The organism is Streptomyces mayonensis, assembly GCF_018982965.1.
Taxonomy (GTDB): Bacteria; Actinomycetota; Actinomycetes; order Streptomycetales; family Streptomycetaceae; genus Streptomyces; species Streptomyces mayonensis.
Genome location: NZ_JACBYP010000006.1, coordinates 83,000 through 98,378, shown reverse-complemented (window position 1 = coordinate 98,378; position 15,379 = coordinate 83,000). Strand labels below are relative to the sequence as shown.

General features: G+C 72.3%; 15 protein-coding genes. 7 read left to right on the top strand and 8 right to left on the bottom strand.

The window, feature by feature from the left end:
- Window positions 1–14 precede the first annotated feature (14 nt).
- The 4 genes from HZS56_RS03800 to HZS56_RS03785 all read right to left on the bottom strand — a co-directional run bounded on the left by HZS56_RS03800 (window position 15) and on the right by HZS56_RS03785 (window position 1,860).
- Window positions 15–356, bottom strand: coding sequence for a DUF3817 domain-containing protein (locus HZS56_RS03800; RefSeq protein ID WP_216719217.1), 342 nt, complete (start codon window positions 354–356; stop codon window positions 15–17).
- A 65-nt stretch (window positions 357–421) separates the two neighbouring features.
- Window positions 422–931: a MarR family winged helix-turn-helix transcriptional regulator gene (locus tag HZS56_RS03795; protein ID WP_216719216.1), complete on the bottom strand. Its 510-nt coding sequence runs from the start codon at window positions 929–931 to the stop codon at window positions 422–424.
- Window positions 932–1,225: 294 nt separating this feature from the next.
- Complete coding sequence (locus HZS56_RS03790) at window positions 1,226–1,519, bottom strand: MTH1187 family thiamine-binding protein (RefSeq protein ID WP_216719215.1); 294 nt, start codon at window positions 1,517–1,519, stop codon at window positions 1,226–1,228.
- Entirely contained in the window at window positions 1,516–1,860 is a 345-nt protein-coding gene (locus HZS56_RS03785; protein ID WP_216719214.1) for a DUF3817 domain-containing protein, read from the bottom strand. Before HZS56_RS03785 ends, HZS56_RS03790 begins: the two co-directional genes overlap by 4 nt.
- 251 nt (window positions 1,861–2,111) lie before the next feature.
- On the opposite strand from HZS56_RS03785, the gene HZS56_RS03780 reads away from it, so the two are divergent.
- The 4 genes from HZS56_RS03780 to HZS56_RS03765 all read left to right on the top strand — a co-directional run bounded on the left by HZS56_RS03780 (window position 2,112) and on the right by HZS56_RS03765 (window position 4,748).
- A complete protein-coding gene (locus HZS56_RS03780; RefSeq protein WP_216719246.1) occupies window positions 2,112–2,744 on the top strand; it encodes an AIM24 family protein in 633 nt (210 codons plus the stop codon).
- Between the two features lies 1 nt (window position 2,745).
- Window positions 2,746–3,396: an AIM24 family protein gene (locus tag HZS56_RS03775; protein ID WP_216719245.1), complete on the top strand. Its 651-nt coding sequence runs from the start codon at window positions 2,746–2,748 to the stop codon at window positions 3,394–3,396.
- Window positions 3,393–4,169 (top strand): AIM24 family protein, encoded by a 777-nt coding sequence (locus tag HZS56_RS03770; protein ID WP_216719213.1) that lies wholly within the window; start codon window positions 3,393–3,395, stop codon window positions 4,167–4,169. Before HZS56_RS03775 ends, HZS56_RS03770 begins: the two co-directional genes overlap by 4 nt.
- A 102-nt stretch (window positions 4,170–4,271) precedes the next feature.
- Window positions 4,272–4,748: a MarR family winged helix-turn-helix transcriptional regulator gene (locus HZS56_RS03765; protein WP_216719212.1), complete on the top strand. Its 477-nt coding sequence runs from the start codon at window positions 4,272–4,274 to the stop codon at window positions 4,746–4,748.
- A gap of 95 nt (window positions 4,749–4,843) precedes the next feature.
- Here the strand turns inward: HZS56_RS03765 and HZS56_RS03760 are convergent, their stop codons facing one another.
- Both HZS56_RS03760 and HZS56_RS03755 read right to left on the bottom strand, forming a co-directional pair.
- The gene (locus tag HZS56_RS03760; RefSeq protein ID WP_216719211.1) at window positions 4,844–6,328 is read right to left on the bottom strand and encodes a sensor histidine kinase; all 1,485 of its coding nucleotides are present in this window, start codon (window positions 6,326–6,328) and stop codon (window positions 4,844–4,846) included.
- Window positions 6,325–7,047, bottom strand: a complete 723-nt coding sequence (locus HZS56_RS03755) for a response regulator transcription factor (protein WP_374201067.1) — start codon at window positions 7,045–7,047, stop codon at window positions 6,325–6,327. Before HZS56_RS03755 ends, HZS56_RS03760 begins: the two co-directional genes overlap by 4 nt.
- 124 nt (window positions 7,048–7,171) lie before the next feature.
- Here HZS56_RS03755 and HZS56_RS03750 point away from each other — a divergent pair, with 124 nt between their 5' ends.
- Entirely contained in the window at window positions 7,172–7,975 is an 804-nt protein-coding gene (locus tag HZS56_RS03750; RefSeq protein ID WP_216719210.1) for a PepSY domain-containing protein, read from the top strand.
- Between the two features lie 193 nt (window positions 7,976–8,168).
- Here the strand turns inward: HZS56_RS03750 and meaB are convergent, their stop codons facing one another.
- Window positions 8,169–9,125 carry a methylmalonyl Co-A mutase-associated GTPase MeaB gene (gene meaB, locus HZS56_RS03745; RefSeq protein ID WP_216719209.1) on the bottom strand — a complete coding sequence of 319 codons (957 nt, stop codon included), beginning with the start codon at window positions 9,123–9,125 and terminating at the stop codon, window positions 8,169–8,171.
- 60 nt (window positions 9,126–9,185) lie between these two features.
- Complete coding sequence (locus tag HZS56_RS03740) at window positions 9,186–10,430, bottom strand: acetyl-CoA C-acetyltransferase (protein WP_216719208.1); 1,245 nt, start codon at window positions 10,428–10,430, stop codon at window positions 9,186–9,188.
- Between the two features lie 149 nt (window positions 10,431–10,579).
- Between HZS56_RS03740 and mce the strand changes: the two genes are divergently transcribed.
- Window positions 10,580–11,020, top strand: coding sequence for a methylmalonyl-CoA epimerase (mce, locus tag HZS56_RS03735; RefSeq protein WP_216719207.1), 441 nt, complete (start codon window positions 10,580–10,582; stop codon window positions 11,018–11,020).
- 233 nt (window positions 11,021–11,253) lie between these two features.
- Entirely contained in the window at window positions 11,254–15,234 is a 3,981-nt protein-coding gene (gene scy, locus HZS56_RS03730) for a polarized growth protein Scy (protein ID WP_216719206.1), read from the top strand.
- Window positions 15,235–15,379 lie beyond the last annotated feature (145 nt).

Below are 15,379 nucleotides of genomic sequence, written 5' to 3'. Positions count from 1 at the left end.
TCTCGACGCCCCGGTTACGCCTTTGCGGCAGCGGGCGCCTCGGCGGCGGCGACCTTGGCCTCCAGCTCCTGGCTGACCTTGCGCTCCACGAAGAACGCGGCTGTCGGAACGGTCCCGGCGAGCAGCACCCAGAGCTGCTTCTTCACCGGCCACTTCGCCTTGGACCCCAGGTCGAAGGCGAAGACCAGGTAGATCACGTACAGCCAGCCGTGGGCGATGCTGACGACCTGGGTGAAGTCGGCGGCGCCGCCCAGATCCAGCCCGTACTTGGCGATCATGCCAAGGCACAGCGCGATCAGCAGCACACCGGTGACGTACGCCATGACCCGGTAGCGGGTCAGCACGCTCTTTTTCATGGCTACGAGCGTAACGGCACGATTCGCGCGATCTTCGGGCGGGTCGAGGGACCCGCCCGGCCCGCTCACTCGTCCTCGAAGTCCCCCGCGGCGACCCTCAGCGGTCGCAGCATCGCGAAGATCTCGCCGCACTCCTCGGCGTCGTACGCGCTCAGGCCGAAGTCCATCGCCATCAGGTCGCGGGTGGCCTCCTCGACGACCTCGCGGCCCCTGTCGGTGATGGTGGCGAGCGTGCCGCGGCCGTCGTTGGGGTTGGGGCGCTTGTCGACCAGGCCGGAGCGCACCAGCCGGTCGACGGTGTTCGTCACCGAGGTCGGATGCACCATGAGGCGCTCGCCGATCTTGGACATCGGCAGTTCGCCCGACTTGGAGAAGGTGAGCAGCACCAGGGCCTCGTACCGCGCGAACGTCAGCCCGTACGGCTTGACCACCGCGTCGACCTCGGCCAGCAGGATCTGCTGCGCCCGCATGATCGAGGTGATCGCGGCCATGGACGGCGCACCGCCCCAGTGCTGCTTCCAGTGTTCGTCGGCGCGGGCGATGGGGTCGAAGGAGAGACTGAGGGGCTTGGACACGGCACCAGACCTTACCGGCCGGTCACATACCGGTCAGCCCCGTCTCGCCTTTCGATACCGGCGCCGGACGCGGGGCGAGGCCGATTGGGCACTTTGTCCCGGCGACACGCCGTTCCGTGCGGCGTGTCGCCGGGACAAAGTGCCCAGTCCCCACTCCTGCGGCCAGACGGCCACCGAAGCGACCACCCGTCCGCCGGGCGGGCAGGCCGCGGGAGGGGGCCAGTGAACCCCGGGCCGGTCTCGGCAACCGGGGACCGGGGGCCGGGCCCACCGGACACCGCCCTCCGCGCGCGGCTACTGCGCGAGGTGGCGCTCCACCGTCTCCACCTTGGAGGTGAGGCCGTCCGTCACCCCGGGGCGGATGTCCGCCTTCAGGACCAGGGACACGCGCGGCGACCGGGCCTCGACGGCGGCGACCGCGCGGTGGACGACGTCCATGACCTCGTCCCACTCGCCCTCCACCGACGTGAACATGGCGTCCGTACGGTGGGGCAGGCCGGACTCGCGGACCACGCGGACGGCGTCGGCGACGTACTCCCCCACGTCCTCGCCGACGCCGAGCGGCGTCACGGAGAAGGCGACGATCATGCGCCCACCACCCCCTCGCGGCGGGCGCGGGTGGCGATGACCGCGTCCTCGGCCTCGCGCTTGAGCCTGCGGTCCGCGAAGAAGCCGCCGGTCGGGAGCACCGAGAGGACGAAGTAGAGGGCGGCGTTCTTCAGCGGCCACTTGGCCCGGTTCCAGGCGTCCGCCCAGAAGACCACGTACAGCACGAAGAGGACGCCGTGGATCATGCCCATGGCCGGCACCGCGTTGAAGTCGCTGGTCCGCTTCAGGACGGAGCAGACCAGCAGGAGGAGGAACGAGATCGCCTCGGGGGCCGATACCAGGCGGAGGCGGCGGAGGGCACTGGCGGTCTTGAGGTCCACGGGTCACCTTCGGTGGAGGAGGAGCGAGAGGCGGATCGGGAGCGCTGGGCCGCACTCCTGCCGCGCGCTTTGTGAACGTACGCACAAACGCGCGTCCATTGTGGCAAACCTCGCGGCGCGCCCGGGCGAGGGGGTCAGCGGGGACCGGTGGCGCCGGCCCTCGGGCCCCTAAGGGCTGGAATCGGGGACCGTCTCCACCCGCGGGACCTGTCGGTCCACCCGCCCGGGGGGCTACCTTCGCATTTGTGGCGATGTTCCGACTTCAAGACAGCAAGGTGCTCGCCGTCGACATGACCGGGGACGCCGTGAAGGCGAAGAACGGCTCGATGGTCGCGTACGACGGAGAGATGGCGTTCAAGAAGCTGACCGGCGGCGGTGAGGGCATCCGGGGCATGGTGACCCGGCGGATCACCGGCGAGCAGATGACGGTGATGGAGGTGAAGGGGCACGGGACCTGCTGGTTCGCGGACCGGGCCTCGGAGATCAACCTGGTACGCCTGCAGGGCGACAAGCTGTACGTCGAGTCGAGCAACTTCCTGGCGGCCGACGCCGGGCTGCGTACCGGCACGAGCTTCACCGGCACGCGCGGCGCCTCGCAGGGGAACGGGCTGTTCACCACGACCGTCGAGGGGCACGGGCAGGTGGCGATCATGTCGGACGGCCCGGCGGTGGTGCTGCGGGTCGGCGCGCAGTACCCGCTGACCGTCGACCCGGGGGCGTACGTCGCGCACCAGGGGAATCTGCGGCAGTCCTTCCAGTCGGGCGTGACGTTCCGCACGCTGTTCGGGGAGGGCGGCGGAGAGGCCTTCCAGATCCGCTTCGAGGGCGACGGGCTGGTGTACGTGCAGCCGAGCGAGCGGAACACGATCGCGGGGGATGTGTGAGATGGCCTTCGAGGAGATCAATTCCAAGATGGTCCGGGCGGTCGTCTCCCCCGGGCAGCGGCTGTTCAGCCAGCGCGGCGCCATGCTCGCCTACCAGGGCGAGGTCTCCTTCACCCCGAACCTGACGGGCGGCCGGGGCGGCGTCATGTCGATGATCGGGCGCCGGGTGGCGAACGAGGACACACCCCTGATGACCGTCGAGGGCAGCGGCACGGTCTTCTTCGGGCACGGCGGCCACCACGTCCAGGTGATCAACCTTTCGGGCGACACCCTGTACGTGGAGGCGGACCGCCTCCTCGCCTTCGAGGGCACCCTGGAGCAGAGCACGGTGTTCCTCGGGTCGCAGGGCGGGGTGATGGGCATGGTGCGCGGCCAGGTCAGCGGGCAGGGGCTGTTCACCACCTCACTGAGGGGTCACGGCTCGGTGGCGGTGATGGCTCACGGCGGCGTCTTCGAGGTGCCCATCACCCCGCAGCGTCCGGTGCGCGTCGACCCGCAGGCGTACGTCGCCCACCACGGGGACGTGCGCAACAAACTGTCCACCGCCCTGGGCTGGCGGGACATGGTGGGGCGCGGCTCGGGCGAGGCGTTCCAGCTGGAGCTGAGCGGCAGCGGCACGGTGTTCGTCCAGGCGTCGGAGGAGAAACTGTGAGCACGGTCCACCACGATCCGGCGACGCTGCCGGCCGACGACAACGTCAACGCGTACACCTTCTGCGTGGAGCTCAAGGGGAGCCAGTGGTTCCTGCAGAAGGGGAAGATGATCGCCTACTACGGGACGATCGACTTCAACGGCATCGGACACGGCCGACTGGACCACCTGACGCGCACGTCGTTTCATTCGCCTCTGCACGCGAGCGACTGGGTGGTGGCCGAGGGCTCGGGCAAGATGCTCCTCGCCGACCGGGCCTTCGACGTCAATTCCTACGACCTCGAGGACGGCAACCTGACCATTCGCTCAGGCAACCTGCTCGCTTTTCAGCCAAGTCTCGCTCTCAAACAGTCGATTGTGCCGGGCTTTCTGACACTCATCGGAACCGGAAAGTTCGTGGCCGCGTCCAACGGCCCGGTGGTGTTCATGGAACCCCCGATCCGGGTCGACCCGCAGGCCCTGGTCGGCTGGGCCGACTGCCCCTCTCCGTGCCACCACTACGACCACGGGTACATGACCGGCCTGCTGGGCGGTCTACGTGCGATGACGGGGCTCGGCGGGGCTTCCGGGGAGGAGCACCAGTTCGAGTTCGTGGGAGCGGGGACGGTACTGCTGCAGTCGAGCGAGGCGCTGATGGCGGAGCAGTCCGTGGGAGCTCCTCCGCAGCAGGCGGGAGTGCCCGGCGGAGGATCCTCCGGAGCACAGGGAGGCCGGTCCGGGACACCGGGCCTTCCCGGACAGCTGGGAGACCTCCAGCGCCGCTTCGGGCTGTGAGCGGTAATCTGCGGAGTGTGACATCGAACGCGTGCGCACCGTCACCCGTCACGAATGACCTCTCACTAGTTCGCCTTTCAACCTTTTAGGTAGACTTCATTCATGGAGACCGAGACGGCCACTCGCTGGCTGACCGATACGGAGCAGTGTGCTTGGCGCACCCACCTGGAGGTCAACAGGCTGTTGACGCACCAGCTAGAGAAGGACCTGCAGCCGTTCGGCCTGACAATGAACGACTACGAGATCCTGGTGAACCTCTCCGAGTCGGACGACGACCGGATGCGGATGAGTGACCTGGCCACGGCCACGATGCAGTCCAAGAGCCGCCTCTCCCACCAGATCACCCGCATGGAGAACGCGAACCTGGTCCGCCGGGAGAACTGCGAGTCCGACCGCCGCGGGCTCTACGCCGTCCTCACCGAGCACGGCATGGAGACGATGCGGAGGGTCGCCCCGCACCATGTGGCCTCCGTCCGCCGGCACTTCATCGACCTGCTGGCCCCGGAGACCCTCACCGAGCTGGACAAGGCGCTCAAGCCCATCGCGGAACACCTGCGCGGGCAACGGGGACGCGGCTGAGGGGAGCTGAGGGGACGGGATTACGGGGGCCGGGCCCGCTGGGGGGTGCCATGGGGCACCCCTGGGCACCCCATGGCACCCCCCAGCACTCCTGGCTAGGCACCCGGCAGGCGGAGCTCGAACAGGGCGCCGCCTGCCGGTGCGTCGTGCACCGTGAGCGTCCCGCCGTGCCGCACGGCGACGTCCCGGGCGATGGCCAGCCCCAGACCGGCCCCGCCGTCGTCGCGGCTGCGGGCCGCGTCGAGCCGTACGAACCGCTCGAAGATCCGCTCCCGGTCGGCCTCCGGTACCCCCTCGCCGTCGTCCGCCACGGCGACCACGGCCACCCCGCCTTCCCCGCTGCCGCCCCCGCCGACCGTGTCCCCCTCCCTCGGCGCGGCGTCCCGCCGCACGGACACCTCCACCGTCGAACGGGCGTGCCGCTGTGCGTTGTCCAGCAGATTGGCCAGCACCCGGCCCAGCTGCCCCCGCGCCCCGGCCACCGTCACGCCCGGGTCGGCCCGCACGCTCACCCCGCGGCGCCCCTCGGCCTCCTCCCGCGCGAGCGCCGCGAGGTCGACCCGGACGTCCGCGGGCCGCTCCCCCGCGTCGAGTCGCGCGAGAAGCAGCAGGTCGGCGGCGAGCCGCTGCAGCCGTACGGTGTCCTCCACCGCCCCGTCCAGGTCCAGCAGCTCGGGGTGGGCCGCGGCGACCTCCAGCTGGGTGCGCAGCGAGGCGATCGGACTGCGCAGTTCGTGCGAGGCGTCGGCGACGAACCGGCGCTGCCGCTCCACCGAGGACTCCAGGGCGGTCAGTGTCTCGTTGGTGGTCGAGGCGAGCCTGGCCACCTCGTCGTGGGTGCCCGGCACCGGCACCCGGCGGGCCAGGTCCTCGCTGGCGGTGATCGCGGCCATCTCGCGTCTGATCCCCTCCACCGGACGCAGCGCACGCCGGGTGACCAGCCAGGTCACCCACGCGACGACCGCGAGCAGCGCCGGGAAACCGATCAGCATGACGGTCAGCGCGGTGTTCACGGCGCCGTGTTCGGCGGAGAGCGGGGCACCGGCGTACACGGTGAGCCGGCCGCGGTCCTCGGTCTCCACGGGGACGGCGGCGAACCGGTAGTCCTCCGTGTCGCCGTCGATGGTGGCCGAGCCGTCGCTGACGGTGGTCCGGGCGCCGATCTCGCCGGCTTCGAGGGACTCGGCGGAGTCGTCATCGTCGTCGTCCGCGTCGTCGTCCGCGCCGCCGTCCTCGCCGTCGGCGGGGGCGGGTGCGGCCGGCTGCGGCTTCACCGCGTCGACGCCCGTGCCACTGATCCGCTCCAGGTCCTCACTGGCCGCGACCAGTCTCCCCTCCTCGTCGACGACCTGCACCGGCCGGTCGTCGACGTCCAGCGACAGTTCGCCGTACGCCGTGCCGACGGCCAGCTCTGTAGCGACCTCCCGCGCGGAGCGCTCCGCCTGGGTGCCGGCCTCGCCGAGCAGGTTGGAGCGCAGGGAGAGCAGGACGGCCGTACCGGCCGCGATCAGGGCGACGGCGACGACCAGGGTCGCGGCGAGCGTGGCGCGGGCCCGCACGGAGGCGAAGGGGCGGCTCACCGCCCGGCCTCCAGCCGGTAGCCGGCGCCGCGCACGGTCCGGATCAGCTCGGCCCGCAGCTTGCGCCTGAGGGTGCTGACGTAGACCTCGACGATGTTGGGGTCCCCGTCGTAGGCGAAGTCCCAGACGTGCTCCAGGATCTGCGCCTTGGAGACGACCTGCCCGGCCCGCACCACGAGCTGCTCCAGGACCGCGAACTCCTTCGCCGTGAGGGTCACTTCGTCCTCGCCGAGGAACACCCGGCGGGCGGCGGTGTCCACCTTGAGGTCGCCGTGGACGTGCACGGGGGAGGCGCCGCCGCCCTGCCCCCGCCGCCGCAGCAGGGCCTTCACGCGGGCGACGAGGACGACGTACGAGAAGGGCTTGGTGAGGTAGTCGTCGGCCCCCGTGTCCAGGCCCTCCGCCTCGTCGTACTCGCCGTCCTTGGCGGTGAGCATCAGGATCGGCACCTCGTGTCCGGCGGCGCGCAGGGCGGCGCAGACGCGGTAGCCGTTGAGGCCGGGCAGCATGATGTCGAGGATCACGAGGTCGTACACGCCCTCGCCGGCCCGGTGCAGCCCCTCCAGGCCGTCGTGGACGACGTCCACGACGTACCCCTCCGCGGTGAGGCCCTTGGCGAGCGACACGGCGAGACGCTTCTCGTCCTCCACGATCAGGAATCGAAAGGGGTGGCGCGAAGCGTCTCGAACAGGGTGGTGGTGGGTGACGGGCGGGTGCATGCGTCAAGAGTCCCAAAGGCCGGCTGAAGATCCCTTCAGGCGGCTTCAGCCTGGCCTCAGCGTCGGTCCGTGACAGTGAAGTCATCGAAAACCACTGGACTCAGGACGACTCGGAGGAAAACGCATGAGGCGCAACATCGTGATCGCCGCCGTCACCGCCGCCGCACTGGTCGGAGGCGGTACGGCGACCGCGCTGGCGACGTCGGGGGACGACGGCAGGGGCACGGCGCCCCGGGCCGACGCGAGCGTGTCCGACGACGGCGGCGTACGGGACGACGGCGGCGCAGGGGACGACTCCGACGACCGGGACGACGGCGAGGTCGGCAGCAGTCGCGACGGCTCGGGCCGCGGGTCCGGGGCGAACGCGAAGGTGACCGCGGCCGAGGCCGTCGCCGCCGCGCTGCGGGACACGCCGGGCACGGCCGTCTCGGCCGAACTGGACGACGCGGACGGCGACGGCGACGCCGACGATGGCGATGGCGATGGCGACGCCGACGATGGCGATGGCGATGGCGATGGCGATGACAGCGACGACGACCGCGGCGACCGCCGTGAGCGCGCGGTCTGGGAGCTCGACATCGTCTCCGGCGACGGCACCTGGCACAGCGTCCGGGTCGACCCCGCCACCGGCGAGGTCCTCGGCTCCCACGCCGACGACGAGGACGACGACGACACGGCCGAGGTGCGGTCGGCGCTGCGGGGCGCCTCCGTCACCGCCGCAGAGGCGGCACAGGCCGCGGCGGGCAAAGGCACGGTGACGTCCGTGGACCTGGACGACGACGGAGAGGACGGCGACGACGGAACCGGAGGGGCCGACCGCGGCAAGGCGGCCTGGGAGGTCGAGACGCGCTCCTCCGGCCACGGCGAGCAGGACTGGCGGGTGGACCTGAGGACCGGCGAGGTCACGGCCGACCCGGACGACGACTGACCGCACCAGCCGCGGCACGGCCGCAGCCCGGTCCGTCACACCGCGGCCGGCCGCAGCCCGGTCCGTCACAGCCCAGCCGACCGCACCCCGGTGCCGCGGCCCGGTCCGTCACAGCACAACCGGCCGCAGCCCGGCCGACCGTGGCGCGGGCCGGCCGCAGCCCGGCGTCGCACCCCGGTGCCGGGGCCCGGCGTCAGCCGTTCGTCAGGCCCGCCACCAGTTCGTCCGCTGCCCGGTAGGGGTCCAGGTCGCCCGTCACGATGCGCTCCGCCAGGGCGCCGAGGCGGCGGTCGCCGTGCAGGTCCCCGATGCGTTCGCGCAGGGTGGTGACGGCGATGGTCTCGACCTCGCGGGCGGCGCGGGCGCGGCGGCGTCCGGTGAGGACGTCGCGTTCCTCCATCCACGCGCGGTGCTTCTCCAGCGCCTCGACGACCTCGTCGACGCCTTCACCGCGCGCGGCGACCGTCTTGACGATGGGCGGGCGCCAGTCGCCGGCGGCGCGGGCCTCGCCGAGGCCCAGCATGTGGTTGAGCTCGCGGGCGGTCGCGTCGGCGCCGTCCCGGTCGGCCTTGTTGACCACGTAGACGTCGCCGATCTCCAGGATCCCGGCCTTGGCCGCCTGGATGCCGTCGCCCATTCCGGGGGCGAGGAGGACGACGGAGGTGTCGGCCTGGGAGGCGATCTCGACCTCCGACTGGCCGACGCCGACCGTCTCGACGAGGACCACGTCGCAGCCGGCCGCGTCGAGCACCCGGATCGCCTGCGGCGCGGCCCAGGCGAGGCCGCCGAGGTGGCCGCGGGTCGCCATCGAGCGGATGTAGACGCCGGGGTCGGACGCGTGCTCCGACATCCGGACGCGGTCACCGAGCAGGGCGCCGCCGGAGAAGGGGGAGGACGGGTCGACGGCGAGGACGCCGACCCGCTTGCCCTGCTTGCGGTACGCCGTCACCAGCGCCGAGGTGGACGTCGACTTGCCGACGCCCGGTGAGCCGGTCAGACCGACGACGTACGCGTTGCCGGTGAGCGGCGCGAGGGCCTCCATGACCTCCCTGAGCTGCGGGGACGCCCCCTCCACCAGGGAGATCAGCCGGGCCACGGCCCGCGGTCGGCCTTCTCGGGCCTGGGCCACCAGCGAGGAGACGTCCTGCATCACAGCTCCGTTCAGCTCCGCTCAGCTCTGTTTCGCCACGTTCTCAGCCGTACCGCGCGCTCAGGCGCCGGGCACCCGCACGATCAGCGCGTCGCCCTGACCGCCCCCGCCGCACAGCGCCGCAGCGCCGACCCCGCCGCCGCGCCGCTTGAGCTCCAGCGCCAGGTGCAGGACCAGCCGCGCGCCGGACATGCCGATCGGGTGGCCCAGGGCGATGGCACCGCCGTTGACGTTCACCTTTTCAGTGGATACGCCGAGGTCCTTCATTGACTGCACGGCGACGGCCGCGAAGGCCTCGTTGATCTCGACGAGATCGAGGTCGCCGACCTCCAGGCCCTCCTTCTTCAGGGCGTGCCGGATGGCGTTCGACGGCTGCGACTGCAAAGAGTTGTCCGGCCCCGCGACGTTGCCGTGGGCGCCGATCTCCGCGATCCACTCCAGGCCGAGCTCCTCCGCCTTGGCCCGGCTCATGACCACCACGGCCGCCGCGCCGTCGGAGATCTGCGAGGCGGAACCCGCGGTGATCGTGCCGTCCTTGGCGAAGGCCGGGCGCAGCTTGGCCAGCGACTGAGCGGTGGTGTCGCCGCGGATGCCCTCGTCCTGGCTGAACAGCACCGGGTCGCCCTTGCGCTGCGGGATCTCCACGGGGGTGATCTCGGCCTCGAAGACGCCGTTCTTCTGGGCGGCGGCGGCGCGCTGGTGGGACAGGGCGGCGATCTCGTCCTGTTCGGGGCGGGCGATGCCGAGCCGCGTGTTGTGCTTCTCGGTCGACTCGCCCATGGCGACGTTCTCGAAGGAGTCGGTCAGTCCGTCGTGCGCCATGGAGTCGATCATCTCGACCGCGCCGTACTTGTAGCCCTCGCGGGACTTCGGCAGCAGGTGCGGGGCGTTGGTCATGGACTCCTGGCCGCCGGCGACGATCACGTCGAATTCACCCGCGCGAATGAGCTGGTCGGCGAGTGCCACGGCGTCGAGGCCGGAGAGGCAGACCTTGTTGACCGTGAGCGCCGGGACGTTCATGGGGATGCCGGCCTTGACCGCGGCCTGGCGGGCGGGGATCTGCCCGGCGCCGGCCTGGAGCACCTGGCCCATGATCACGTACTGGACCTGGTCGCCGCCGATCCCCGCGCGGTCGAGGGCGGCCTTGATCGCGAAGCCGCCGAGGTCGGCGCCGGAGAAGGACTTCAGGGAGCCGAGCAGCCGCCCCATCGGAGTGCGGGCACCCGCGACGATGACGGAGGTCGTGCCGTGCGTGGGAGAGGTTGCCGAGGTTTCGGGGGTTCCGGATGCTGCTGCGGAAGACATGGGCTGCGATCCCCTTTTCCGGCCCGCACAGGCCGAGGAGTGAACGAGGGTTTACTCGAATGTACTGAGCGGTATCCCGCCCGTCACCGGGCTGTCGGTGTGATCGCGCGCACGTTGCGTAACCACCTCCCGAGCGCTGCACTGAGTCCATGCTGACGCGAATCGACCACATCGGAATCGCCTGCCGCGACCTCGACGCGACCGTCGCCTTCTACCGTGCCACCTACGGCTTCGAGGTGTCCCACACCGAGGTCAACGAGGAGCAGGGGGTCCGCGAGGCCATGATCCGGATCAACGGTACGTCGGACGGCGGCGCCTCCTGGCTCCAGCTCCTCGAACCCACCCGGGAGGACTCGGCGGTCGGCAAGTGGCTCGCCAGGAACGGCGAGGGCGTCCACCACATCGCCTTCGGCACCGCGGACGTGGACGCGGACGCCGCGGACGTCCGCGAGAAGGGCGTACGCGTTCTGTACGACGAGCCGCGCCGGGGTTCGATGGGGTCGCGGATCACCTTCCTGCACCCCAAGGACTGCCATGGCGTACTGACAGAACTCGTCACATCGGCGGCTGTTGAGTCACCTGAGCACTGACTCCCGTACATAGGGGCCGGTAGGGTTGGGCGCGGTCGCCGCTCAGTCCAGGGTGACCCGGTCCTGTCGTCGGCGACGGCGGGATCGCCGGGGTCGTGTTTCGGGGGGCGGGCGACGGGGCAGCAGCACATGCCCCGCCGTTGATCTGACACCATTCCCCGGTGGCCCCGTCCGGCGGACGGACGGAGCTGGTACGGGAAGACTTGCGACCAGGGGACGGATGGGACCGCGCAGTGCGGGGCTACGAGAGCCAGGAGCGAGAGCCGGCGGCTGACGTCGACCACCTCTCTCGGTTCGAGGCCGAGATGAAGCGGCTGAAGACCGAGCGGGAAAAGGCGATCCAGCACGCCGAGGACCTCGGCTACCAGGTCGAGGTGCTGCGCGCCAAGCTGCACGAGGCGCGGCGCACCATCATGTCCCGGCCCGCCTTCGACGGCGGCGACATCGGGTACCAGGCCGAGCAGTTGCTGCGCAACGCGCAGACGCAGGCCGACCAGCTGCGGGCCGACGCCGAGCGGGAGCTGAGCCAGGCCCGGGCGCAGACCCAGCGCATCCTCCAGGAGCACGCCGAGCAGGCCGCCCGGCTCCAGGCCGAGCTGCACCAGGAGGCGGTGACCCGCCGCCAGCAGCTGGACCAGGAGCTGGCCGAGCGCCGGCAGACCGTCGAGTCGCACGTCAACGAGAACGTTTCCTGGGCTGAGCAGCTGCGCGCCCGCACCGAGCAGCAGGCCCGCCGCCTGCTCGACGAGTCCCGCACCGAGGCCGAGCAGGCCCTGGCCGCGGCCCGCGCGGAGGCCGAGCGGCTGACCTCGGAGGCCCGCGAGCGGCTGCGCGGCGACGCCGAGGGCGCCCGCGCGGAGGCCGAGCAGCTCCTGCGCCGCGCCCGCGCCGACGCGGAACGGCTGCTGAACGCGGCGTCCACGCAGGCCCAGGAGGCCACCGACCACGCGGAACAGCTGCGCAGCTCCAGCGCCGACGAGTCGGAGTCGGCCCGCCGCCAGTCCCAGGAGCTGAGCCGGGCCGCCGAGCAGCGGATGTCCGAGGCCGAGGAGGCGCTGCGCAAGGCGCAGGCCGAGGCCGAGAAGGTGGTCGCCGAGGCCGAGGACGCCGCGGCCAAGGCGCTGTCGAGCGCCGAGGCGACCAACGAGCAGCGCACCCGCACCGCCAAGGAGCAGGTGGCCCGGCTGGTCGGCGAGGCCACCAAGGACGCCGAGAACACCAGGTCCGAGGCCGAGCAGGTGGTCGCGGACGCCCGTACCGAGGCCGAGCGGATCGTCGCCGAGGCCGCCGAGAAGGCCCGTACGATCACGGCCGAGGAGTCGGCCACCCAGCTGTCCAAGGCCGCCAAGACCGCCGAGGACGTGCTGAACAAGGCGTCGGAGGACGCCAGGCGGACCACGAAGGCCGCCACCGAGGAGGCCGAGCGGATCCGCACCGAGGCCGAGGCCGAGGCGGACCGGCTGCGCGGTGAGGCGCACGACATCGCCGAGCAGCTCAAGGGCGCGGCGAAGGACGACACCAAGGAGTACCGCGCCAAGACCGTCGAGCTGCAGGAGGAGGCGCGCCGGCTGCGCGGCGAGGCCGAGCAGCTGCGGGCGGACGCGGTCGCGGAGGGCGAGAAGATCCGCGCCGAGGCCCGCAAGGAGGCCGTGGCGCAGATCGAGGAGGCGGCGAAGTCCGCCGAGGAGCTGCTCGCCAAGGCCAAGGCGGACGCGGACGAGCTCAGGCAGACCGCGACGACGGACAGCGAGAAGGTCCGCACCGAGGCCATCGAGCGGGCGACGACCCTGCGCCGGCAGGCCGAGGAGACCCTGGAGCGCACCCGCGCGGAGGCCGAGCGGCACCGCACGGAGGCCGCCGAGCGCGCCGAGGAACTCCAGGCGGAGGCCGAGCGGGCCGCCCGCGAGCTGCGCGAGGAGACCGAGCGCGCCGTCGAGGCCCGCCGGGAGGAGGCCGCCGAGGACCTGACGCGGCTGCACACCGAGGCGGAGGAGCGCCGCACGGCCGCCGAGGAGGCACTGGCCGAGGCCCGCGAGGAGGGCGAGCGGATCCGGCGCGAGGCCGCCGAGGAGAGCGAGCGGCTGCGCACGGAGGCGGCGGAGCGGATCCGGACGCTCCAGCAGCAGGCCGAGACGGAGGCCGAGCGGCTGCGCACCGAGGCCGCCGCCGACGCGTCCGCCTCCCGCGCGGAGGGCGAGTCCGTCGCCGTACGGCTGCGTTCGGAGGCGTCCAGCGAGGCGGAGCGGCTGAAGTCGGAGGCGCAGGAGAGCGCCGACCGGGTGCGGGCGGAGGCGCAGACCGCCGCCGAGCGCATCGCGGCCGAGGCGTCCGAGGCGCTGGCCGCCGCCCAGGAGGAGGCCGCCCGGCGCCGCCGCGAGGCGGAGGAGCTGCTGGGTTCCGCCCGGCAGGAGGCCGACCAGGAGCGGGAGCGGGCCCGCGAGCAGAGCGAGGAACTGCTGGCCTCGGCGCGCAACCGCGTCGAGGAGGCACAGGCCGAGGCGACCCGGCTGGTCGAGGAGGCCGACCGGCGCGCCACCGAGATGGTGTCGGCCGCCGAGCAGCACGCGGCCCAGGTGCGCGAGTCGGTCGCCGGGCTGCACGAGCAGGCCCAGGAGGAGATCACCGGGCTGCGCAGCGCCGCCGAGCACGCGGCCGAGCGCACCCGGCGCGAGGCCGAGGAGGAGGCGGACCGGGTCCGCGCCGACGCCTACGCGGAGCGGGAGCGGGCCAGCGAGGACGCCGGGCGCCTCAGGCACGAGGCGCAGGAGGAGACGGAGGCCGCCAAGACGCTGGCCGAGCGGACGGTGTCCGAGGCCATCACGGAGGCCGACCGGATCCGCGCGGACGTCTCCGAGCACGCCCAGCGGGTGCGTACGGAGGCCTCCGACGCCATCGCGGAGGCCGAGCAGTCCGCCTCGCGCACCCGGGCGGACGCCCGTGAGGACGCCAACCGCATCCGGTCCGACGCGGCGACGCAGGCGGACACCCTGATCACCGAGGCGCGTTCCGAGGCGGAGCGGCTGACCACGGAGACGGTGGCGGAGACCGACCGGCTGCGCACGGAGACCGTCGCGGAGGCGGAGCGGGTCCGCACCGAGGCGGCGGACGAGGCCGCGCGGGTGCGGACCGAGGCGCGCACGGAGGCCGAGCGGCTGACCGAGGAGACGGTCACCGAGGCCGACCGGGTCCGCGCCGAGGCCGGCTCCCGGGCCGAGCAGCTGGTCTCGGAGGCCACCGGGGAGGCGGAGCGGCTGCGGGCCGAGGCCGCGGACACCGTGGGCTCCGCGCAGCAGCACGCCGAGCGGATCCGCACCGAGGCCGAGCGGGTGCGGGCCGAGGCGGCGGCGGAGGCCGAGCGGGTCACCGCGGCCGCCCGCGAGGAGGCCGAGCGCACCCTCGACGAGGCCCGCAAGGACGCCAACAAGCGGCGTTCGGAGGCGGCCGAGCAGGTCGACACGCTCATCACGGAGACCACCGCCGAGGCCGACAAGCTGCTCACCGAGGCGCAGCAGCAGGCGCAGAAGACCACCGCGGACGCCGAGTCGCAGGCCGACACGATGGTCGGCGCGGCCCGCACGGAGGCCGACCGGATCGTCTCGGAGGCCACGGTCGAGGGCAACACCCGGGTGGAGAAGGCCCGTACGGACGCGGACGAGCTGCTGGTCGGCGCCCGCCGGGACGCGACCGCCATAAGGGAGCGCGCGGAGGAGCTGCGCGAGCGGCTCACCTCCGAGATCGAGGAGCTGCACGAGCGGGCCCGCCGCGAGGCCGCCGAGACGATGAAGTCGGCCGGCGACCGCTGCGACGCGCTCATCAAGGCCGCCGAGGAGCAGTTGGCCAAGGCGGGCGCGAAGGCCAAGGAGCTGGTGTCGGAGGCCAACTCCGAGGCCGGCAAGGTGCGCATCGCCGCCGTCAAGAAGGCCGAGGGGCTGCTGAAGGAGGCCGAGCAGAAGAAGGCCACCCTGGTGCGCGAGGCCGATGAGCTGAAGGCCGAGGCGGTCGAGGAGGCCCGGCGCACGGTCGAGGAGGGCAAACGCGAGCTGGAGGTCCTGGTGCGGCGCCGCGAGGACATCAACGCGGAGATCTCCCGGGTCCAGGACGTCCTCGAGGCGCTGGAGTCCTTCGAGGCGCCGGGGGGCGGCAAGGACAACGGGGTGAAGGCCGGAGCGACGGTGGGCGCCCCACGTTCGGGTGGCAAGTCGTCAGACAGCTAGCCTTCAGGGCGGATTCGGTGTCTCCTGGAGATCTTTGGCCGAGTCCTGCTTGGACCCTTGACCAGAACTTTGGCAAGCCGTCCGCGGCTCAGCCACTCAAAAGAGGTGTCATTCTCCGTATCAAACGTGCATCCGCTCGATGACA